We start from the raw sequence: 19,238 nt of genomic DNA, 5'->3' as shown, positions 1-19,238 counted from the left end.
CGCTCATGACCACACTCGCCATCCGCGCCATCGACCTCCACTACGGCGCCGCGCAGGCGCTTAAGGGCATCACCATCGAGTGCCGTCCCGGGCGCATTACCGCGGTGCTCGGGCGCAACGGCGTGGGCAAGTCCTCGACGATGCGGGCAATCACCGGCATCAACAACGTCTCGGCCGGCGAGATCGTCTTCGACGATGCCGTGCTGAAGAAGGCGCCGCCCTACAAGCGCGCCCGCATGGGCCTCGGCTACGTTCCGCAGGGCCGCGAGATCTTCCCGCTGCTGACGGTCAAGGAAAACCTCGAGACCGGCTATGCCGGGTTGAAGCCCGGTGACCGCAACATCCCCGGCTACATCTTCGAGTTGTTCCCGATCCTGAAGTCGATGCTGGGGCGTCGTGGCGGCGACCTGTCGGGCGGGCAACAGCAGCAACTCGCCATCGGCCGGGCGCTGGTGACGCGACCCAAGGTGCTGGTGCTGGACGAACCCACCGAGGGCATCCAGCCTTCGATCATCAAGGACATCGGCCGCGCGCTGCAGTTCCTGCGCGACGAAAAGCAGATGACGATCCTCCTGGTCGAGCAGTATCTGGACTTCTGCCGCGAGATCGCCGACGACATCTACATCATGGATCGCGGTGAGATCATGCATTCCGGCCCGGCCGCCGACCTCGACCTGCCCGAGGTGCGCCGGCATTTGATGGTGTAGCATTGGCGATCCAACCCGAGCCCGCAGCCGTCGCCTCCCTCCCCCCTGAGGGGAGGGATCGAGGGAGGGGGTGGCCCGGTTCAAGAACCGAAGGACCCCCACCCCCCACCCCTCCCCTCAAGGGGGAGGGGAGCAACGCGGCCGCCCTCCCCCGCCACCAGCGCGCCCGCGGCGTCGGTCGTCTCGGCACGCGCGTGCTCGACGGCCGCACCCGGCTGACCACCCTCTTCCAGGAGGGCTGCGCCAAGATCCGGCTGCCGCATACCCATGACCAAAGCCTCCAGGCCGTGCTGATCAATACCGCCGGCGGGCTCACCGGTGGGGATGATGTCGCCTGGGAGATCGACGCCGCGCCTGGCGCCCGGGTGGTGCTGACCACGCAGGCCTGCGAGCGCGTCTACCGCTCGCTCGGGGATGACGCCACGGTGCGCTCGACGATCACGGTCGGCGCGGGCGCCCATCTCGACTGGCTGCCGCAGGAGACGATCCTGTTCGAGGGCGCCCGGCTCGATCGCGGCCTCGAGGTCGACCTCGCGCCCGACGCGAGCTTTTTTGCCATCGAGGCGATCCTCCTCGGCCGCGAGGCCATGGGCGAAGCCGCGCGCAACGCCCACCTCCGCGACAACTGGCGCATCCGGCGCGGCGGCCGCCTGATCCACGCCGAAGCGACTCGGCTGAGCGCCGACCCGCTCGAACGCGACGGGCTGGGCCTGCTCGACGGCGCCAACGCGTTCGCGACCCTCCTCTATGTCGGCGCCGATGCCGAGCTGAAGCTCGACCGGGTCCGCGATCTCCTCACCGACGCAACCGGCGCCAGCGTCGTCGGCGAACGCCTCGTCGTGCGCGCCATGGCCCCTTCGGGGCTTGCGTTGCGCCGGATCATCACGCCACTTATCGCTCACCTCTCCGGCGCAGGCACCCTGCCCCGCCTCTGGCATCTCTAGGACCGCCCATGAACCTGACGCCCCGCGAGAAAGACAAGCTGCTGATCGCCATGGCCGCGATCGTCGCGCGCAAGCGCCTCGAGCGCGGCGTGAAGCTGAACCACCCCGAGGCGATCGCGCTGATCACCGATTACGTCGTCGAGGGCGCCCGTGACGGCCGCTCGGTCGCCGACCTGATGGAGGCTGGCGCCCATGTCGTCACCCGCGACCAGGTGATGGAGGGCATCGCAGAGATGATCCACGATGTGCAGGTCGAGGCCACCTTCCCCGACGGCACCAAGCTCGTCACCGTGCATGAGCCGATCCGGTGAACGCACGGCACCTGCCCCGGGCCCGCCTCGACACCGACGCGGACTTTGCCGAGCTCGATGGGCTGGCGAGGAGAAGTGCAGTCAGGGTCCAGTCCAACCCCAAGGCGCGATCGATCTTTCCCGAGTTCCGCACGTCCAGGGACTGTGGTGAGTTTCGCACGTGGGTCATGGTCAGGATGAACGTCCACATCCCGTGTTCGCAATGCGATACCGAGAAAGGTGATCCAGATGATCCCAGGTGAAATCCGCACCGTCCCCGGCGACATCGAGCTCAATGTCGGTGCGCCGCAGATCACGCTCGAAGTCGCCAATACCGGCGACCGGCCGATCCAGGTCGGCTCGCACTACCACTTCTACGAGACCAATGCCGGGCTGAGCTTCGATCGCGAGAAGGCCCGCGGCATGCGGCTCGACATCGCCGCTGGCACCGCGGTGCGCTTCGAGCCGGGTCAGACGCGCGAGGTGAAGCTGGTCCCGCTGTCGGGGAAGCGCGAGGTCTATGGCTTCCAGCAGAAGATCATGGGGAAGCTCTGAGGCGTCACAGGTCGTTCGCGTAGAGCACCCCGCCGCCGTCACCGGCCACCTGCAGCGAGACGATCTGCTCGAGCGCCACGCCTTCGTTGCGGATCGCTGTCATCGCCATCGGGTTGATGGCGAGATTGCCCCACAGGAAGCGGATCGCGCGCCGATGGCGGTCCACTGCTGCGTAGAGCCGCCCGGCGCTGCGCTCGGCGGCGGCCAGCGACGACAGCCGGATGACCCGGAGGCCGGCCGCGCTGTGCGCCCGCTCGGCATCGCGCATGAACTTCACGCCGCCGATATCGGCGATGATGGCATTGATTTCCATGTGCTGGGCCTGCACCACCTGCGGCGCGGCGACGAACAGGGCTGCGGCGAGGATCGCGGCGAAGCGGAATTTCATGTGAGCCTCCAGGTGATTGGCGTCAGCTGAGCCCCGTTCTATGGCGAAAAGCAGCCGCCCCCGCCAGAGTCCTTTGGCATTGCCGGTCGTTTTCGTTTAGGGATGCGCCGGCTTCAACGGGCAGGACGGCAATGGCCACCAAGGAACAGGACTTCAAGGAACGCTTCGTGGCAGTGCTGCAGGACCTGCGCACCAACGGAGGCAAGGACCCCGAGGCCATGTTCCTCATCGGCAGCCTCGCCGCGCGCCTGATCGACCGGACCAGCCAGCCGAGCTGGGCCAGCTTCAAGTCCAACATGACCCCGCCGGCCTATGCGAGCCTCCTCAGCGATTTTGAGAAGCAGGGCAACCAGTTCCACCAGGACGGCAAGGCCAAGCACGCCTACGCCATCCAGGTGCTCGCCATCTCGCTCATCGCCCGCACCCAGACCGACCCTGACGTCCGCACGGGCGAGGCCTTCCTCGACGACATGCTTGGCTTCCTCATCGCCGCCTACCGCAAGGCCAGGGCCGAAGACGCCAAGCTGAACTGAGGCCCCTCCTCCGGCGACGAGGCTCGCTGACGCTCCTTGCGGATCTCGACCGCTGATGACCGTCACCTTGATCAAGCGCAGCTAGCTGGCGGGGGGAGCCGCATTGGCTCCCCGCTCCATCGCTTACTTCGCCGGCAGCGAGCGCAGGTAGAGGACCACTGCCTGTACGTCGTTGGGCTTCATCTTCGCGTAGTGCCCGATCGACATCGGCGGCAGCAGCCGGCTTCCGTTCGGGCGGACGCCCGTGGTGATGATGGTGGCGAGTTCGGCATCGCTGTAGCCCGAAAGCCCGGTCGGCGTGATGTTCGCCGCGACCGACGTGCCCCATGGTCCATGGAACTCCTGCCCGCCGGCGCCGAGCGCCGTATCGAGCATCGGCCCCTGCGGCCCGAAGGTCGTGTGGCAGACGGTGCAGTGGCCCACCGGGCCCGCGAGATAGGCGCCATACTCCGCCGTCACGCCCTCAGGCACATCGGCGACGCTCGTGATCGGCGGGCCCCAGGCTGGCGGCAGCGGGACGTTGTAGGCCGATGTGCCCGGATCGTTCTCCACCGCCGGTACGGTGCGCAGGTACATCACGATCGAGGCGAGGTCGGTGTCCGACAGGCCCTTGTAGACCTCGAACGGCATCGGCATGCCGATCACCGAACCATCGGGGCGAACGCCCTCGCGAATGGCCTTGGCGAGTTCGGCGTCGGTCCAGTCCTTCACCCGGCCGGCCGGCGTGATGTTGGGTGCGATCGCGGTGAAGGCCGGTGTCTCTTCGACCAGCCGGCCGCCCAGCTCCTGCGTGGCGACATAGCCCTCGGGCCCCAGCGGGGTGTGGCAGCTGCCGCACGCGGCAATCGAATTGACCAGGTAATCGCCCCGTTCGACCGACGGAGCAGCGTTTGCACCGCCCACGGCGAGGCTACCGGCCGCAATCGCGGCCAACCATAAAATCCGTTTCATGAAAATCCCCTCAAATACAGCGCCCAGCCTAAGCCACGATTCCGCGACCGGCAAATTTGTTTCTGCCACTCTGGTTTGCCTGCCGATTTTCGCGGCAGATATCTGGACAGCCTCAGAATTAGGCGGTTCAAATGGCGACACACGCGCGTCGCCCCAGAGGATCGTCATGCCCGCTCGCATCTCCCGCTCGACCTATGCCCAGATGTACGGGCCGACCACCGGCGACAAGGTCCGGCTGGCCGATACTGAGCTGTTCATCGAGGTGGAGCGCGACCTCACCACCTATGGCGAGGAGGTGAAGTTCGGCGGCGGCAAGGTGATCCGCGACGGCATGGGCCAGAGCCAGATCACCCGCGCCGCGGGCGCCATGGACACGGTCATCACCAACGCACTGATCGTCGACCACACCGGCATCTACAAGGCCGATGTCGGCCTCCGCGACGGGCGCATCGCGAGGATCGGCAAGGCCGGCAACCCGGACACGCAACCGGGCGTCGACGTCATCATCGGCCCCTCGACCGAGATCATCGCCGGCGAGGGCAAGATCCTCACCGCCGGCGGCATGGATTCGCACATCCATTTCATCGCGCCGCAGCAGATCGAGGAAGCGCTGATGGCCGGCATGACCACCATGGTCGGCGGCGGCACCGGCCCGGCCCACGGCACGCTCGCCACCACCTGCACCGGCGCCTGGCATGCCCAGCGCATGATCGAGGCGTTCGATGCCTTCCCGATGAACCTCGGCATCGCCGGCAAGGGCAACGCCTCGGTGCCGGCCCCGCTCGAGGAAATGATCCTCGCCGGCGTCTCGTCGCTGAAGCTGCACGAGGACTGGGGCACCACGCCCGCCGCCATCGACAACTGCCTCGCCGTCGCCGACGCCTACGACGTGCAGGTGATGATCCACACCGACACGCTGAACGAGAGCGGCTTCGTCGAGGACACCGTGCGCGCCTTCAAGGGCCGCACCATCCACGCCTTCCATACCGAAGGCGCCGGCGGCGGGCACGCGCCCGACATCATCAAGGTGGCGAGCCTGCCCAACGTGCTGCCGTCGTCCACGAACCCGACGCGGCCCTACACGGTCAACACGCTGGCCGAGCACCTCGACATGCTGATGGTCTGCCATCACCTGTCGCCGGCCATCGCCGAGGACGTCGCCTTCGCCGAGAGCCGCATCCGCAAGGAGACGATCGCCGCCGAGGACATCCTCCACGACATCGGCTGCTTCTCGATGTTCTCCTCCGACAGCCAGGCCATGGGCCGGGTCGGCGAGGTGATCATCCGCACCTGGCAAACGGCCGACAAGATGAAGAAGCAGCGCGGCCGGCTCGCCGAGGAAACCGGCGACAACGACAATTTCCGGGTGAAGCGCTACATCGCCAAGTACACGATCAACCCCGCCATCGCGCAGGGCATGAGCCGGCATATCGGCTCGATCGAAGTGGGCAAGCGCGCCGACCTGGTGCTCTGGAACCCCGCCTTCTTCGGCGTAAAGCCCGAGATGGTGTTGCTCGGCGGCTCCATCGCCGCCGCGCCGATGGGCGACCCGAACGCCTCGATCCCCACCCCGCAGCCGATGCACTACCGGCCCATGTTCGCCGGCTACGGCAAGCTCAAGACCAGTTCCACCGTCACCTTCGTCAGCCAGGCCGCCTATGACGACGGCCTGCAGGCAAAACTCGGCGTCGCCAAGGGCATGCTCCCGGTCGAGAACACCCGCGGCGGCATCACCAAGGCCTCGATGATCCACAACTCGGCGATGCCGCACCTCGAGGTCGATCCGGAGACCTACGAGGTGCGCGCGGATGGCGAATTGCTGACCTGCGAGCCGGCCACCGTGCTGCCCATGGCGCAGCGGTATTTCCTGTTCTGAGCTCGCGCGCCGGCTCAGACCACAACCGGTTTTGCTACCGTCGGTAGTTTTGATACGATACCGCCATGAACAAGATCGACCTCAAGAGGCTTGCGGGATACCGGCAGGACTTGGCGCTATGGAGTGCCGAGCAGGCCGCTCTCATCCGCGAGGGAAAGCTCGACCGCGTCGATCTCGAGAATGTCGCCGAGGAGATCGAGAGCTTGGGGCGCTCCGAGGAAAGCGAGATCGAAAACCGCATGGCGGTGCTGCTGGCGCACCTGCTGAAGCATCAGTTCCAGCCGGACAAAAGATCGCCAAGCTGGACATCGACGATCTTCGAGCAACGGTACCGCATCGCGCGTGTCATCCGTCGGAGCCCCAGCCTGAAGGCCTATCCCGCGACCACGCTCGACGGCGAGTATCTGATCGCCCGCCGAAATGCAGCTGCGGAGACGGGCATGCCGATCGAGGCCCTCCCCGAAACCTGCCCCTATACCATCGATCAAGCGCTCGACCCCGACTACCTGCCGGGTCAGTCGTAAGAACTTATCCCCGCATCTTTGTTCATGCTATGTTCCCGCGGTGAATCGGAGGAACAAGCATGGCGGTCGATCTCGCGGGCAAGGTTTGCCTCGTCACCGGGGCCAGCCGGGGCGTCGGGCGCGGCGTGGCGCTGGGGCTGCTGGAGGCGGGCGCGACGGTCTACATTACCGGGCGCACCAAGCGGGATGGTGAGCACCCGGACGGGCTCGACCGGGCCGGCTCGCTGGCCTCGGTGCTCGACGAGTCCGGCAAGTATCCGGGACGGTGCGTCGCGCATCGGGTCGATCATTCCTCCGACATCGAGACCGAAGCCATCGTCCGGCGGGTGATCGCCGACGAAGGCCGGCTCGATGTGCTCGTCAACTCCGCCTGGGGCGGCTACGAGCGCATGGAGGAAGACAACCGCTTCACCTGGGTCGATCCGATCTGGCAGCAGCCGATGTGGCGCTGGGACGCCATGATGGATGTCGGCGTGCGCTCCTCCTGGTGCGCCATACGCATTGCCACCGAGCAGATGGCGCGGCAGCGCTCGGGCCTCATCGTCAACATCTCTTTCTGGGCCGCCCAGAAGTTCATGCAGAACACCGTCTACGGCGTCTCCAAGGCCGCGATGGACAAGATGGCCCATGACGTCGCCCACCAGATGCGCGAGTTCGACGTCGCCGCCGTCGCCCTCTATCCCGGCCTCGTCCGCACCGAGGAGGTGCTGAAGAACGCGCAGTACTTCGACATGTCGAACGCCGAGAGCCCCGAGTTCCAGGGCAGCGCCGTCGCCCACCTCGCCGCCGATCCGGCGCTGATGGAGAAATCCGGGAAGGTCCACACCACTGCCGGCCTCGCCCTCGAATACGGCTATGCCGACATCGACGGCTACCAGCCCCGCCCCGCGACGCTGGAGAGCGTCTAGCCACCGCGCCTCCATCTGCTAGGCTCCCATCCTGCTGAATCGCGAGGAGAACTGCCGATGGAAGCCCTGGCCACCGCCGCCATGATGCAGAATGTGGATGTTTCCGCGCAGGTCGTCCTCGAGCTCGCCGGCAATTTCGAGCGCAACGTCGTGCACTACCAGTGCGAGGGGCTCGAGCCGTTCTCGGTGGATTTCATCAACGCCGAGCCCAACTTCCTCGCCATCGTCCCGGTGGGCGGCAAGAAGCTGGTGTTTGTCAACGTGATGTCCGGTTCAGGCGCGCGTTACGCCGCCGGCCAGTACGAATTCTGGACCAAGGGCAGCGACGCGACCCTCACCGACCTCCAGGCCGACCCGCAGACGCCGGTCAACTGCGGCGAAGTCACCAACACGCCCTGAGGCGCCCATGGAAGTCGATGTCGCCCAGGATGTGTTCGTCCATGTGCGCATCGTCATGGGCACGATCATCGGCCTGGGACTTACGCGCCTGCTGATGGGCGCCGCCGGCATCATCCAGCACCCGCAGCGGGCCAAGCTCTCGCTCATCCACCTGCTGTGGGCGGCCTCGATCACGATCGAGCTCATCCTCTTCTGGTGGTGGGAATACGACCTCGCCGGCCTCCAGAGCTGGAACTTCGGCACCTTCGCCTTCCTGATCTTCTACTCGATCACGCTGTTCGCCCTCTCGGCGCTGCTGTTCCCCGATAGGCTCGACGATTACGAAGGCTACGAAGATTTCTTCATCAAGCGCCGCCACTGGTTCTTCTCGATCTTCGGGCTGACCTTCTTCCTCGATCTCATCGACACGATGATCAAGGGAACCGACTATTTCGACCCGCTGGACTGGACCTACCTCGTGCAGATACCCGTCGGGCTGCTGCTCTCGGCCATCGCGATCTGGACGCCGAACCGGCGTTTCCAGCTGGGGTTCGTGATCCTCCATCTCGCCTATCAGGCCTGGTCCATCGTCTTCTATTTCAACATCCGCGCCTGACCATGCGCCGGATCCTCTTCATCTGCAGCCGGAACCGCCTCCGCTCGCCGACGGCCGAGCAGGTCTTTGCCGGCTACCCGGGTATCGAGGTCGCGTCGGCGGGGCTTGCGCCCGACGCCGAGGAGCGACTGACGCCGGAACACCTCGAGGGCGTCGATACGGTCTTCGTCATGGAACGCGCGCACCGCGCCAAACTCATGCGGGATTTCGGCCGTCATATCCGATCCATCAGGGTCATCTGCCTCGATATCCCGGATCGCTACGCCTACATGCAGCCCGAGCTCGTCGACATCCTGCGCGCACGGGTTACGCCGCATTTGCGGTGAGGCGGCTTCATCGCTAAGGTCGGCGGCAAGGTTGGGAAGCCTCGAAGACTTGGTCGTGTATCATGCCGCAGACGTTTCGAGCGGTAAGCTATGTGCCGCCCGGCAAGGGCGGTATTCCTTTCGATCTGGCCGTTCTCCTCCATGATGAACGCCGCGTGCGCCGGCGCAGCCTGACGCTCGTCCATGGCGACAGCGTGCTGGTCGATTTTCCCGAGCCCGTGACCCTTGCCGATCGCTCGATGCTGGAGCTCGAGGACGGGCGGCTGGTCGAGATCATCGCCGGCGAGGAGCAGCTCTACGAGGTGCGCGGGCGGGACCAGATCCATCTGAAGCGCCTCTGCTGGCACCTGGGCAACCGGCACCTCAAAACGCAGATCGAGGATGACCGCGTGCTGATCCTGCGCGACCACGTGATCCGCGACATGCTGCGCGGGCTGGGCGCCACGGTCACCGACGTGACGGAGCCCTTCAATCCCGAGGAAGGTGCCTATTCCCACAACCACGGCGAGCCGGCGCACGCGCTGCTCAACCGATGACGTCACCCGCTGCGCTCCAGAAGCTCGTCACCTGGCTGTCGCCCGCCTTCCCGGTGGGGGCCTTCGCCTGGTCGGCCGGACTTGAGATGGCGATTGCAGATCGTCGCGTAACCGATTCCGCACGCTTGATGAGCTGGATCGAGGGCGCGCTGGCGCATGGCGGGATCAGGACGGATGCCATCCTCCTCGCCCACGCCTGGCGCGCGGTGCGGGAGACCGAGCCTGCCGCTCCCCCCTCTCCAACCCTCCCCGCGAGGGGGAGGGTGCCGGCCGGCGTGTCGGGCACGATCGCGCCGCAAACTCAGAGCGGCACCTCCCCCCTTGCGGGGGAGGATGGGAGGGGGGAGGCCACCATCACCGCCCTGTCCACCCTCGCCGACCTCAGCCTCGCGCTCGTCTCGAGCCGCGAGCGCTGGATGGAGACCACCATCACCGGCGACAGCTATGTCCGCGCCGCCAGCCTGTGGCCGGCCGAGGTGCTGGCCCGCCTGCCGCAGCCCTGCCCCTATCCGATCGCCGTCGGCGCCATTGCCGCCGCCCACGACATCGACCTCGAGGACACCCTTCTCGCCTGGCTGACCGCCACCGTGCACGGGCAGGTCTCGGTCGCCATCCGCCTCGTGCCCCTGGGCCAGACGGACGGCCTCAGGATCATGTCCGCCCTCGAACCCCGCGTCGCCGCGCTGGCGAAATCCGCGGCCTCCGCGACACTTGCCGATATCGGCGCGATCGCCTACGCCGCTGACATCGCGCAGATGCGTCACGAGACGCTGGAACCGAGGATATTCCGCTCATGAGCATGTTCGTCGCCGCCCTGATCTTCGTCGTGCTGCTGGCGGTGGCGATCGCCCATTTCATGTGGGCCATCGGCAGCCCCTGGCCGATCCGCGACCCCGCGCTGCTGGCGCGCACGGTGATCGGCCGCCCCGGCGTGACGCGCGTGCCGCGCCTCGCCTCGCTCGCCGTGTCGATCCTCGTCCTTGCCGCCGGGGTATTCGCGCTGTCGCTGGCCGATCACACTGCCGGCGGCTGGTGGCTCTCGGTGGTCGGGCTCCTCCTCGCCGCTTTGTTCCTCGGCCGCGGCGCCATCGGCTACACCGACGGCTGGCGCGCCCGCTTCTCCGAGGAGCCGTTCGCCACGCTCGACCGCAAGAACTACTCCCCGCTCTGCCTTGCGCTCGGCATCGGCTACCTCCTGCTCGTGATCATGAGGCTCATATGAAATCCTCCAACGGTCCCCTCCGCATCGGCATCGGCGGCCCTGTCGGCTCAGGCAAGACGACGCTGTGCGAGATGCTGCTCAAGGCCATGCGCGAGCGCTACTCGATGGCCGTCGTCACCAATGACATCTACACCAAGGAAGACGCGCTGATCCTCAACCGGGTGCAGGCGATCTCCGAGGATCGGATCGTCGGCGTCGAGACCGGCGGCTGCCCGCATACTGCGATCCGCGAGGATGCCTCGCTCAACCTCGCGGCCATCGCCGACCTCAACCGCAAGTTTCCCGATCTCGACATCATCCTGATCGAGTCCGGCGGCGACAATCTCGCGGCGACGTTCTCGCCCGATCTGGCCGACATCACGCTCTATGTGATCTCGGTGGCGCAGGGAGAGAAGATCCCGCGCAAGGGCGGCCCGGCGATCACGCGCTCCGACCTCTTGATCGTCACGCATACCGACATCGCGCAATACGTGAACGCCAGCCTCGAAGTCATGGACGCCGATACGCGAAAGGTCCGTGAGGGTCGACCCTACGTCTTCACCGACCTGCTCCGCCGCGAGAACCTCGACGAGATCGTCGCCTTCATCGAGCGGATGGGCGGCCTCGCGCCGGCCGCGGCGGCAGAGTAGCAGGCGCCGGGCAGTTGCCCGCCCGGCGCAGTCTCTTGCTCAGTAGAGGAAGATCTCGGGGTTGCCGTTCGGATCGGCGACCGCGATCACCCGGTTCACGTCGATATTGTGGGTCTTGAACCAGTTGGCGAGCCCGGTATCGGCCTTGATGGCAGCGCGGAACTTGGTGAGATCGGCGCTTTTGGCCGTCTCGGCGCTGGCGATCTTTTCCTGGTCGCCGGCGCTGTACAGCGTCTTGGTGTCGAACACCTTGATCGAGGCGGCCTTGTCGAGGAAGCTCAGGTCGCCGGCAGTCCATTCGCCGACCATTGCGGTGAGGTTCCCGACGGGGAGTGCGTCGGCCTTCATCGCATTGACGACGGTGGCGCTGTCATTGGTGGCCGCGAGGGCCGGAGCCGACAGCAGGGCCACAATGGCAACGGCAACGGAAGTCTTGAGGTTCGGATGCATTTGATCATCTCCATACGGATCGGATTGGGCCGCAGGGCAAATCTTGCAGTGTCGCGCCGCCGGAAGATCTGGTGGCAGGGCAGCGAGCGGTCATCGGCGTGACATCGCGTCGACGGTCGGGATATGGCTCCTCGAGAGCGGCGGATGTGCGAAGGAGCAAGGGTATGTTTTCGCCCGAAACCCGCCGGATTCCGGGCGTTTTCGAACCACTCCAATCATGGACGAAGGGTAACGTTGGTAAGCTCCCGGGGACCGGTCACAAGATGACTCACAGCGAAGGATTCCTCCTCCTGAGACGGTCCCTCGCGGACCCCGCACCACCCGCCGTGTGGCCCCCCGGAGTGGAGGTGGCGCCGATCGCCGCGAGCGATGCGGGGCGAGTGCATGCGCTGCTGCAGCGCGCCTACACCAACGGCTTCGGCAAGGTGCCGGACAACCTGCTCGACTGGTGGGAGGGCCTGTTGACCGACAGCGAGTTCGACCGCAACCTCGCTCTCGTCGCGAGGCACGGCGACGACGTCGTGGGCTTCTGCCTGTGCTGGACCTCGAGCTTCGTCAAGGACCTCGTCGTCGACGCCCACTGGCGCAACCACGGCATCGGCTCGGCCCTGCTCTCGACGGCAATCGAGGCACTACGCGCCCGGCATGCCGAGGAGCTGGCGCTGAAGGTGGACATCTACAACGCCACGGCGCAGCGGCTGTATCGGCAGTTCGGGTTCGCGCAGGACTGAGCCAGGGTCAGGAAGCGCCCCGCCCCGCCGGCTTGCTGCCGATCCTGGTCACCAGCAGCTGGTTGAGCCGCAGCGTGTCGGCGTCGACGACCTCGAAGAGGTAGCCGCCGAGCTCGACCTTGTCGCCCTTGCGGGCGGCGCGGCGCAGGGTGTGGACGATGAAGCCGCCGATGGTCTCGTAGGCGCCGTCGAGCGGGAAGCTCTTGATGTTGAGCACGCGGACCACGTCGACCACCGGGGCGACGCCGTCGATGAGCCAGCTCGTGTCGTCGCGGCGCATGATTGCCTCTTCCTCGAACGGATTGGCGAGGCCCTGCATCAGCGCGCCCATCAGGTCCTTGAAGGTGACGACGCCGACGACATGCGCGTACTCGCTCACTACCACGGCAAAGCCGCTGCCGCTCGACTGGAACTCGGCCAGCACCTCCCAGACATTGAGCGTATCGGGCACCGACAGCACGTCGCGCCTCGCCTTGGCGAAATCGACCGGCGCGTCGCGATCCATCACCGTCGCGAGCACATCCTCGGCCCGCACGCAGCCGATCACCTCGTCGATGCCGCCATTGCAGATCGGATAGTGCGAGAACGGCCGGCGGCGGACCTTTTCCTGCTGCACTTCCAGCGGGTCGCTGAGGTCGAGGTAGACGATCTCGTCGCGCACCGTCATCACCGAGGTGACGCTGCGCAGCTCGAGCCCGAGCACGTTCTCGATCAGCCGGCGCTCCTTCTTCATCAGCGCCCCCGACTTCTCCCCGCCCGCAAGGATCATGCGGAAATCCTCGGTGGTCACCTCGTCGACCGGGCCGGAGGGCGCGAGGTGGAGCCGTGCGATCACCCAGTCGGCGATGCCGCTGAACAGCCACACCAGCGGCCGCAGCACCAAGACCGCCGCCTCCGGGAACCACACCAGCGCCAGCGCCACCTTCTCGGGGATAAGCATGCCGATGCGCTTGGGGATCAGGTCGGCGAAGAGGATGAACAGCGTCGTCGTGAAGAGGAACGCGAGGACCGAGCCGACCGGCGCGGCAAGGCTCCCTGCCCCGACCCGCGCCAGCGCGTCGGCGAACGTCGGCCCGAGCAACCCGTCACCGACGATGCCGGCGAGAATCGAGATCGAGTTGATGGCGATCTGGAACGCCGTGATGATGTTGCCGGCATCGGCGCGCAGCGCGGCGAACCGGATGGCCCGGCTGTCCCCGCCCTCCGCCAGCGCGCGTATCCGCACCTCGCGCGCCGCCGCGAAGGCGATCTCCGACATCGAGATGATGGAACTGGCGCCCACCAGCGCGGCGATAAGAACGAGCCCGAGCAGCGGCGACATACGGAACCTCCTGCAAAACACTGCAGCAGCCCATATGTCACATCGGCGGCCCGCGGCCAAACGGCCGGCGGCGATCTATGTTTGCGGAGCCAAGCCTACTCCGTCGGCGTCTCCTCGGGCGGCTCGTTGCCCGGCAGTTCCTGGGGCTGTTCGCCCGGCACCGTGTCCGGCTGGGGCGCCGGTTGCGGCGTTTCCGGCTGCGGTGGGACTTCCTGCGGCTGCTGCGGCGGGGTTTCCTGCGGCTGCGACGGCGGGATCTGGCCCTTCAGCAGCACGACGACCGAACGCGGGGGGAGCGTCGCGGCGCCGTCGGCCAGCGGCAGCACGGCCTGGTCGTCCGACAGCAGGCCGACCGTCCAGTAGCCCTCGGGCAGGCGTGCGAGGACCGGGTCGATCCGGCGGTTGAACCAGACGATGAGGTCTTCGTCGGCGGTCTGGAGGCGCATGCCGAGGACCGAGGCGTGGGAATCGTTCCAGTCGCCCTCGTTCATCTCCCGCCCGTCGGGATGCAGCCAGATCACGTCGCGGATGCCGTGCCGCGCCTGCCCGGTGAGGAAATGATCGTGGGTGATCGCCGGATGGAGCCGGCGGAAATCGTTGAGGGCCGAAACGTAGTCGACCAGCGCCCCGTCGGCCTTCTCCCAGTCGAGCCAGGTGATCTCGTTGTCCTGCGCATAGGCATTGTTGTTGCCGTTCTGCGTGCGCCCGAACTCGTCGCCCTGCTGGATGAGCGGCAGGCCGCGGCTGAGGAGCAGCGTCGCCAGCAGCGCCCGCACGTCGCGGCGCCGGGCGGCATTGATGCCCGCGTCGTCCGTCGGCCCCTCGGCGCCGCAGTTCCACGAGTAGTTGTTGTTGTGCCCGTCGCGGTTCTGCTCGCCGTTCGCCTCGTTGTGCTTGTCGAGATAGGAGACCAGGTCGACGAGGGTGAAGCCGTCGTGGACGGCAAGCATGTTCACCCCGGCGCTCGGCTTGCGGCCGGCGAAGTTGAAGATCTCGGCCGACCCGGCCACCTTGCCGGCCAGCGCGCCGATCTTGCCCTGGTCGCCCTTCCAGAACGAGCGGATGTCGTCGCGGAAGGTATCGTTGTGCTCGTGGAACTCCTTGCCGAAGCGTCCGAGCTGATATCCCCCCGGACCCGGATCCCACGGCTCGGCGACGAGGATGGATTTGCTGAGCACCGGATCGGACTTGATCATCTGCAGCATCTGCGCGTCCGGATTGAACCCCGGCTCGCGCCCCAGCACGGTGGCGAGATCGAAGCGGAAGCCCGAGACGCCCATCTCCTCGACGAAGTAGCGCAGGGACTCGATCACCAGCCGCTGCACCGCGGGATGGTCGCCGCGCAGCGTGTTGCCGGTGCCGGTGTCGTTGACGAGCACCTGCTTGCCGTCGACTTCGACGAACCGGTAGTAGGTCCTCGCGTCGAGCCCCATCATCGAGAGCATGGGGCCATTGGCGTCGCCCTCGCCGGTATGGTTGTAGACCACGTCGAGGATCACCGAGATGCCCGCCTTGCGGTACATGTCGGTCATGGTGCGCAGTTCCTGCGGACCGCGCGGCGCGAGCCGCGGATCGAGCGCGAAATAGGTGACCGGGTTGTAGCCCCACGCGTTGGTCAGCCCCAGCGCCGGCAGGTGCCCCTCGTCAATCCAGGCGGCCGTCGGCATCAGTTGCACCGTGTCGACGCCCAGGTACTTGAAGTGGTCGATCACCCGCTTGGTCGTGAGCCCCGCAATGGTGCCGCGCAGCGGCCCCTGCACCGAGGGGTGGCGCATGGTGTAGCCGCGCACGTTGAGCTCGTAGAAGAACTGCGGCGACCTGCGGCGCGGCATCACCGCCTTGTTGCTGGCGCCGACGACGATCGCCTTGGGCACCAGCGGCGCCGTGTCCACCGCCTCGTCGCGATGCAGCCGCAGGCGCGGCGAGCGCACGAAGGTGCGGTCGATACGTTTTGCATAGGGGTCGACGAGGAGCTTGGCGGGATCGAAGAAATAGCCCTGGTCGGGGTCGTAGCGCCCGTCGGCGCGCAAGCCGTACCTGGCCCCTGCCCCGATGCCGGCCACCAGCCCGTGATGGATGTGGTCGTCGTGTCCGTCGAGTTCGATGCGTGCGATTTCCGTGTCGAGCTCGTCGTAGATCGACACCCAGATGGCCGACGCCGTCTCCGAATAAACGGCGAAGTTCACCCCCTCGGCGGTGATGGTCGCGCCAAGTTTCTCCGGGCTTCCGCCACCCGGCACCAGAACCGGTTTCACTGCGACAGGATCCTCAAGTGACAACGCTCGGCGCGTCACGACCGGTTCGCGCCTTGATGCCCGCGAGGCTGTCGGCGATGGCGATGAGGGGAGCGAGAGCCGACTGAGTGTCGAGATCGTGCTGTCCATGCGGTGGTTCGTACCGTTCCAGGTAGAGTCGCAACGTGGCGCCTACGGTCCCGGTTCCACTGAGCCTCAGTACGATACGGCTCCCATCGGAGAAGCCGATGCGGATGCCCTGCTTGCCGCTGGTCGAGCCGTCGATCGGATCGTGGTAGGTGAAGTCGTCCGCATAGGCGACGGGGCGTCCTTCGAGCGTCTGCCCCGCGAGGGTGGGGAGCCTGGCGCGGAGGTCGTCCATCAGCTGGTTCGCCGCGGCCGCATCGACCTCCTCGTAGTCGTGGCGCGTGTAGTAGTTGCGCCCATAGGTCGCCCAGTGATCCTGCACGATCATGTCGACGCTCTGCTCGCGCGCCGCGATGATGTTGAGCCACAGCAGCACGGCCCACAGTCCGTCCTTCTCGCGCACGTGGTTGGAGCCGGTGCCCGCCGATTCCTCGCCGCAGATGGTCACCCGGCCGGCATCGAGCAGGTTGCCGAAGAACTTCCAGCCGGTCGGCGTCTCGTGCATCTCGATGCCGAGCTTTTCCGCCACGCGATCGGCCGCGGCGCTGGTCGGCATCGAGCGGGCGATGCCGGCGATGCCTGCCGCATAGCCCGGCGCATGCGGGGCGTTGGCCGCGAGGATGGCGAGCGAGTCCGAGGGCGTGACGAACCGGTTCTTGCCGATGATCAGGTTGCGGTCGCCATCGCCGTCCGAGGCGGCGCCGAAATCCGGTCCGTCCTCGCTCATCATCAGGTCGTAGAGGTCCTTGGCGTAGACGAGGTTCGGATCGGGGTGGCCGCCGCCGAAATCGGGCGACGGCGTGCCGTTGATCACCGTTCCCTCGGGCGCGCCCAGCATCCCCTCGAGGATGCGATGGGCGTACGGGCCGGTGACGGCGTGCATGGCATCGAAGCGCATGCTGAAGCCGGCCGCGAACATCGCCCGGATGCGATTGAAGTCGAACAGCCTCTCCATCAGCGCGGCATAGTCGGCCACGGGGTCGATGACCTCGACAGTCATGCCGGCCGATTGCTGGATGCCGATGCGGCTGAGATCCACATCGGGCGCGTCGACGGTGTAGTAGCGGTCGATCACCTTTGAGCGCTCGAACACCGCCTCGGTGATGCGCTCGGGCGCCGGCCCGCCGTTCGAGACGTTGTACTTGATGCCGAAATCGCCCTCCGGCCCGCCCGGATTGTGGCTGGCGGACAGGATCAGGCCCCCGAAGGCCTTGTGATGGCGGATCACGTGGCTCGCGGCTGGCGTCGACAGCAGCCCGTTCTGGCCGACGAGTACGGAGCCGAAGCCGTTGGCTGCCGCGATCCTGATGATCTTCTGGATGGCGACGTCGTTGAAATAGCGGCCGTCGCCGCCCAGCACGAGCGTCTTGCCCTTGAAGCCCTCGAGGCAGTCGAAGATCGACTGCACGAAGTTCTCGAGATAGTTGGGCACCATGAACGCCGCCGTGCGCTTCCTCAGCCCGGACGTGCCCGGTTTCTGGTCCGCGAACGGCGTGGTCTCAATCGTCAGAATCGTCATCGCGTGTATGCCCCAGAAGTGAGCCGTAGAGATCGGCATATTTTTCGGCGCTGAGGTCCCACGAAACGTCGGACTTCATCCCGCGCCGCTGCATCTTGTGCCACACCTTGGGCCGCGCAAAGAGGGCGATCGTACGACGGATCGCCTCGGCCAGTGCGACTTCAGTGGCCGGCGAGAACACGACGCCCGTTCCGACGCCCGCCTCGATCGCGGCTTCGTTGGCATCGATCACGGTGTCGGCGAGCCCGCCCACCCGGCTCACCACCGGAATGCAGCCGTAGCGCAGCCCGTAGAGCTGGGTCAGGCCGCACGGCTCGAACCGCGACGGGATCAGGATCGCATCCGCCCCGCCCTGGATCAGGTGGCTGAGTTTTTCGTCATAACCGATCATGACGCCCACCTTGCCGGGGTGCCGCAGCGCCGCGCCGGCAAAGGCGTCCTCGATCCACTGCTCGCCCGAACCGAGCACCACCAGCCGCCCGCCCTGCGCGACGAGGTCGTCGATCCGGGGCGGCAGCATGTCGAGCCCCTTCTGCCAGGTGAGCCGGCTGACCACCGAGAAGATCGGCCCCTCGCCCGGCTCCAGGCCGAACCGTTCTTCGAGCGCCGCCCGGTTGGCCGCGCGCTGGGCGATCGTACTGGCCGTGTAGGGCTGAACCAGCGCCGGATCGGTGGCTGGATTCCATTCCGTCGTGTCGATACCGTTGAGGATGCCGGCCACCGTCTCGGCCCGCTCCTGCAGCAGTCCCTCAAGCCCCATGCCGTAGTCGGCCGTTCGAATCTCGTGCGCGTAGGTTGGGCTGACGGTCGTGACCGCGTCGGCGAGCATCAGGCCGGCCTTGAGGAAGCTGATGCCGCCGAAATACTCGATCGCACCCGAGCGCGCCGCCTCGTAGTCGAGGCGCAGCCCGTTGAACACATCCCAGCCGAACGCGCCCTGGAAGGCGATGTTGTGCACGGTGACGACGGTCTTTGCCGTGCTGCCGGGATTGAACCGCGCATAGGCCGGCACCAGTCCGGCCTGCCAGTCGTGGCAGTGGAGGATATCCGGCCTGTAGCCCTCGATCCGCCCGCGCGAGATCTCGTAGGCGGCGTAGCTCAGTCCGGCGAAGCGCTGCCAGTTGTCCGGCCAGTCCTTGCCGTCGGGTCCGAGATAGGGATTGCCCGGCCGGTCGTAGAGGTGCGGTGCGTCGATGGCGATGACGTCGAGCCCGCCGGCCCGGCCCGCGACCAGCCGCGCCTCTTCGCCGAAGAAGTCGTCGAACCCGTGAACCTCGCGACCGCTCGAAAGCGCAGCCATCACCTTGGGATAGCCCGGCACGAGCACGCGCATCGACACCCCGTGCGGCGCGAGCGCGGCCGGCAAGGCGCCGACCACGTCGGCCAGCCCACCCGTCTTGATCAGCGGATAGGCCTCCGCGGCGACGGAGAGAACCTCGATCATGCGTTCCCC

Annotated in this window: 23 protein-coding genes; 16 read left to right on the top strand and 7 right to left on the bottom strand. The window is 66.8% G+C overall.

The annotated features are described in order from the left end of the window. Positions 1–5 precede the first annotated feature (5 nt). From urtE to PRN20_RS19260, 4 genes are all read left to right on the top strand, one after another. Entirely contained in the window at positions 6–707 is a 702-nt protein-coding gene (urtE, locus tag PRN20_RS19275) for an urea ABC transporter ATP-binding subunit UrtE (protein ID WP_273959265.1), read from the top strand. Positions 708–901: 194 nt separating this feature from the next. Further along, positions 902–1,651 carry an urease accessory protein UreD gene (locus tag PRN20_RS19270; RefSeq protein ID WP_273959264.1) on the top strand — a complete coding sequence of 250 codons (750 nt, stop codon included), beginning with the start codon at positions 902–904 and terminating at the stop codon, positions 1,649–1,651. A gap of 8 nt (positions 1,652–1,659) precedes the next feature. Then, a complete protein-coding gene (locus PRN20_RS19265; RefSeq protein ID WP_273959263.1) occupies positions 1,660–1,962 on the top strand; it encodes an urease subunit gamma in 303 nt (100 codons plus the stop codon). Positions 1,963–2,190: 228 nt separating this feature from the next. Beyond that, positions 2,191–2,496, top strand: coding sequence for an urease subunit beta (locus PRN20_RS19260; RefSeq protein WP_273959262.1), 306 nt, complete (start codon positions 2,191–2,193; stop codon positions 2,494–2,496). Between the two features lie 4 nt (positions 2,497–2,500). Here PRN20_RS19260 and PRN20_RS19255 read toward each other — a convergent pair whose 3' ends face one another. Next, complete coding sequence (locus tag PRN20_RS19255; RefSeq protein WP_273959261.1) at positions 2,501–2,884, bottom strand: hypothetical protein; 384 nt, start codon at positions 2,882–2,884, stop codon at positions 2,501–2,503. Positions 2,885–3,015: 131 nt separating this feature from the next. Between PRN20_RS19255 and PRN20_RS19250 the strand changes: the two genes are divergently transcribed. Continuing rightward, complete coding sequence (locus tag PRN20_RS19250; protein WP_273959260.1) at positions 3,016–3,417, top strand: hypothetical protein; 402 nt, start codon at positions 3,016–3,018, stop codon at positions 3,415–3,417. Between the two features lie 123 nt (positions 3,418–3,540). Here PRN20_RS19250 and PRN20_RS19245 read toward each other — a convergent pair whose 3' ends face one another. Beyond that, on the bottom strand, positions 3,541–4,368 hold the full coding sequence (locus PRN20_RS19245) for a c-type cytochrome (RefSeq protein ID WP_273959259.1): 828 nt from the start codon (positions 4,366–4,368) through the stop codon (positions 3,541–3,543). Positions 4,369–4,534: 166 nt separating this feature from the next. On the opposite strand from PRN20_RS19245, the gene ureC reads away from it, so the two are divergent. From ureC to ureG, 10 genes are all read left to right on the top strand, one after another. Beyond that, positions 4,535–6,244, top strand: a complete 1,710-nt coding sequence (gene ureC, locus PRN20_RS19240) for an urease subunit alpha (RefSeq protein WP_273959258.1) — start codon at positions 4,535–4,537, stop codon at positions 6,242–6,244. Positions 6,245–6,309: 65 nt separating this feature from the next. Beyond that, complete coding sequence (locus tag PRN20_RS19235; protein ID WP_273959257.1) at positions 6,310–6,768, top strand: DUF29 domain-containing protein; 459 nt, start codon at positions 6,310–6,312, stop codon at positions 6,766–6,768. A gap of 59 nt (positions 6,769–6,827) precedes the next feature. Continuing rightward, positions 6,828–7,676, top strand: coding sequence for an SDR family NAD(P)-dependent oxidoreductase (locus PRN20_RS19230; RefSeq protein ID WP_273959256.1), 849 nt, complete (start codon positions 6,828–6,830; stop codon positions 7,674–7,676). Between the two features lie 57 nt (positions 7,677–7,733). Further along, a complete protein-coding gene (locus PRN20_RS19225) occupies positions 7,734–8,075 on the top strand; it encodes an MliC family protein (RefSeq protein ID WP_273959255.1) in 342 nt (113 codons plus the stop codon). A 7-nt stretch (positions 8,076–8,082) separates the two neighbouring features. Beyond that, positions 8,083–8,670 carry a hypothetical protein gene (locus PRN20_RS19220; RefSeq protein WP_273959254.1) on the top strand — a complete coding sequence of 196 codons (588 nt, stop codon included), beginning with the start codon at positions 8,083–8,085 and terminating at the stop codon, positions 8,668–8,670. A gap of 2 nt (positions 8,671–8,672) precedes the next feature. Then, positions 8,673–8,996 carry a low molecular weight protein tyrosine phosphatase family protein gene (locus PRN20_RS19215; protein WP_273959253.1) on the top strand — a complete coding sequence of 108 codons (324 nt, stop codon included), beginning with the start codon at positions 8,673–8,675 and terminating at the stop codon, positions 8,994–8,996. 62 nt (positions 8,997–9,058) lie between these two features. Continuing rightward, positions 9,059–9,532, top strand: coding sequence for an urease accessory protein UreE (locus tag PRN20_RS19210; protein WP_273959252.1), 474 nt, complete (start codon positions 9,059–9,061; stop codon positions 9,530–9,532). Beyond that, entirely contained in the window at positions 9,529–10,329 is an 801-nt protein-coding gene (locus PRN20_RS19205) for an urease accessory protein UreF (RefSeq protein WP_273959251.1), read from the top strand. The genes PRN20_RS19210 and PRN20_RS19205 overlap by 4 nt, the downstream gene beginning before the upstream one ends. Then, positions 10,326–10,754 (top strand): DUF3995 domain-containing protein, encoded by a 429-nt coding sequence (locus PRN20_RS19200; protein ID WP_273959250.1) that lies wholly within the window; start codon positions 10,326–10,328, stop codon positions 10,752–10,754. The genes PRN20_RS19205 and PRN20_RS19200 overlap by 4 nt, the downstream gene beginning before the upstream one ends. Then, positions 10,751–11,383, top strand: a complete 633-nt coding sequence (gene ureG / locus PRN20_RS19195) for an urease accessory protein UreG (protein ID WP_273959249.1) — start codon at positions 10,751–10,753, stop codon at positions 11,381–11,383. The genes PRN20_RS19200 and ureG overlap by 4 nt, the downstream gene beginning before the upstream one ends. Positions 11,384–11,422: 39 nt before the next feature. Here the strand turns inward: ureG and PRN20_RS19190 are convergent, their stop codons facing one another. Continuing rightward, complete coding sequence (locus PRN20_RS19190) at positions 11,423–11,833, bottom strand: hypothetical protein (protein ID WP_273959248.1); 411 nt, start codon at positions 11,831–11,833, stop codon at positions 11,423–11,425. A gap of 347 nt (positions 11,834–12,180) precedes the next feature. Between PRN20_RS19190 and PRN20_RS19185 the strand changes: the two genes are divergently transcribed. Beyond that, positions 12,181–12,564 (top strand): GNAT family N-acetyltransferase, encoded by a 384-nt coding sequence (locus PRN20_RS19185; RefSeq protein WP_273959247.1) that lies wholly within the window; start codon positions 12,181–12,183, stop codon positions 12,562–12,564. Between the two features lie 7 nt (positions 12,565–12,571). Here PRN20_RS19185 and PRN20_RS19180 read toward each other — a convergent pair whose 3' ends face one another. From PRN20_RS19180 to glgA, 4 genes are all read right to left on the bottom strand, one after another. Further along, on the bottom strand, positions 12,572–13,885 hold the full coding sequence (locus PRN20_RS19180; RefSeq protein ID WP_273959246.1) for a hemolysin family protein: 1,314 nt from the start codon (positions 13,883–13,885) through the stop codon (positions 12,572–12,574). A gap of 95 nt (positions 13,886–13,980) precedes the next feature. Beyond that, on the bottom strand, positions 13,981–16,140 hold the full coding sequence (gene glgX / locus PRN20_RS19175) for a glycogen debranching protein GlgX (RefSeq protein ID WP_273959245.1): 2,160 nt from the start codon (positions 16,138–16,140) through the stop codon (positions 13,981–13,983). Between the two features lie 13 nt (positions 16,141–16,153). After that, positions 16,154–17,785 carry an alpha-D-glucose phosphate-specific phosphoglucomutase gene (locus tag PRN20_RS19170; protein ID WP_273959244.1) on the bottom strand — a complete coding sequence of 544 codons (1,632 nt, stop codon included), beginning with the start codon at positions 17,783–17,785 and terminating at the stop codon, positions 16,154–16,156. After that, a complete protein-coding gene (gene glgA / locus PRN20_RS19165; protein WP_273959674.1) occupies positions 17,766–19,226 on the bottom strand; it encodes a glycogen synthase GlgA in 1,461 nt (486 codons plus the stop codon). The genes PRN20_RS19170 and glgA overlap by 20 nt, the downstream gene beginning before the upstream one ends. Positions 19,227–19,238 lie beyond the last annotated feature (12 nt).

It is taken from the genome of Devosia sp. ZB163 (assembly GCF_028613635.1).
Taxonomy (GTDB): Bacteria; Pseudomonadota; Alphaproteobacteria; order Rhizobiales; family Devosiaceae; genus Devosia_A.
This window is presented reverse-complemented; position numbering and strand designations above follow the sequence as displayed.

What these genes read in the sequence shown, in the direction of transcription:
- ureG (WP_273959249.1), top strand. Translation starts at nt 10,751, where the DNA reads ATGAAATCCTCCAACGGTCCCCTCCGCATCGGCATCGGCGGCCCTGTC.
- PRN20_RS19265 (WP_273959263.1), top strand. Translation starts at nt 1,660, where the DNA reads ATGAACCTGACGCCCCGCGAGAAAGACAAGCTGCTGATCGCCATGGCC.
- PRN20_RS19225 (WP_273959255.1), top strand. Translation starts at nt 7,734, where the DNA reads ATGGAAGCCCTGGCCACCGCCGCCATGATGCAGAATGTGGATGTTTCC.
- PRN20_RS19230 (WP_273959256.1), top strand. Translation starts at nt 6,828, where the DNA reads ATGGCGGTCGATCTCGCGGGCAAGGTTTGCCTCGTCACCGGGGCCAGC.
- PRN20_RS19235 (WP_273959257.1), top strand. Translation starts at nt 6,310, where the DNA reads ATGAACAAGATCGACCTCAAGAGGCTTGCGGGATACCGGCAGGACTTG.
- PRN20_RS19255 (WP_273959261.1), bottom strand. Translation starts at nt 2,884, where the DNA reads ATGAAATTCCGCTTCGCCGCGATCCTCGCCGCAGCCCTGTTCGTCGCC.
- urtE (WP_273959265.1), top strand. Translation starts at nt 6, where the DNA reads ATGACCACACTCGCCATCCGCGCCATCGACCTCCACTACGGCGCCGCG.
- PRN20_RS19250 (WP_273959260.1), top strand. Translation starts at nt 3,016, where the DNA reads ATGGCCACCAAGGAACAGGACTTCAAGGAACGCTTCGTGGCAGTGCTG.
- PRN20_RS19210 (WP_273959252.1), top strand. Translation starts at nt 9,059, where the DNA reads ATGCCGCAGACGTTTCGAGCGGTAAGCTATGTGCCGCCCGGCAAGGGC.
- PRN20_RS19170 (WP_273959244.1), bottom strand. Translation starts at nt 17,785, where the DNA reads ATGACGATTCTGACGATTGAGACCACGCCGTTCGCGGACCAGAAACCG.
- PRN20_RS19245 (WP_273959259.1), bottom strand. Translation starts at nt 4,368, where the DNA reads ATGAAACGGATTTTATGGTTGGCCGCGATTGCGGCCGGTAGCCTCGCC.
- PRN20_RS19220 (WP_273959254.1), top strand. Translation starts at nt 8,083, where the DNA reads ATGGAAGTCGATGTCGCCCAGGATGTGTTCGTCCATGTGCGCATCGTC.
- ureC (WP_273959258.1), top strand. Translation starts at nt 4,535, where the DNA reads ATGCCCGCTCGCATCTCCCGCTCGACCTATGCCCAGATGTACGGGCCG.
- PRN20_RS19200 (WP_273959250.1), top strand. Translation starts at nt 10,326, where the DNA reads ATGAGCATGTTCGTCGCCGCCCTGATCTTCGTCGTGCTGCTGGCGGTG.
- PRN20_RS19180 (WP_273959246.1), bottom strand. Translation starts at nt 13,885, where the DNA reads ATGTCGCCGCTGCTCGGGCTCGTTCTTATCGCCGCGCTGGTGGGCGCC.
- PRN20_RS19215 (WP_273959253.1), top strand. Translation starts at nt 8,673, where the DNA reads ATGCGCCGGATCCTCTTCATCTGCAGCCGGAACCGCCTCCGCTCGCCG.
- PRN20_RS19190 (WP_273959248.1), bottom strand. Translation starts at nt 11,833, where the DNA reads ATGCATCCGAACCTCAAGACTTCCGTTGCCGTTGCCATTGTGGCCCTG.
- PRN20_RS19260 (WP_273959262.1), top strand. Translation starts at nt 2,191, where the DNA reads ATGATCCCAGGTGAAATCCGCACCGTCCCCGGCGACATCGAGCTCAAT.
- PRN20_RS19205 (WP_273959251.1), top strand. Translation starts at nt 9,529, where the DNA reads ATGACGTCACCCGCTGCGCTCCAGAAGCTCGTCACCTGGCTGTCGCCC.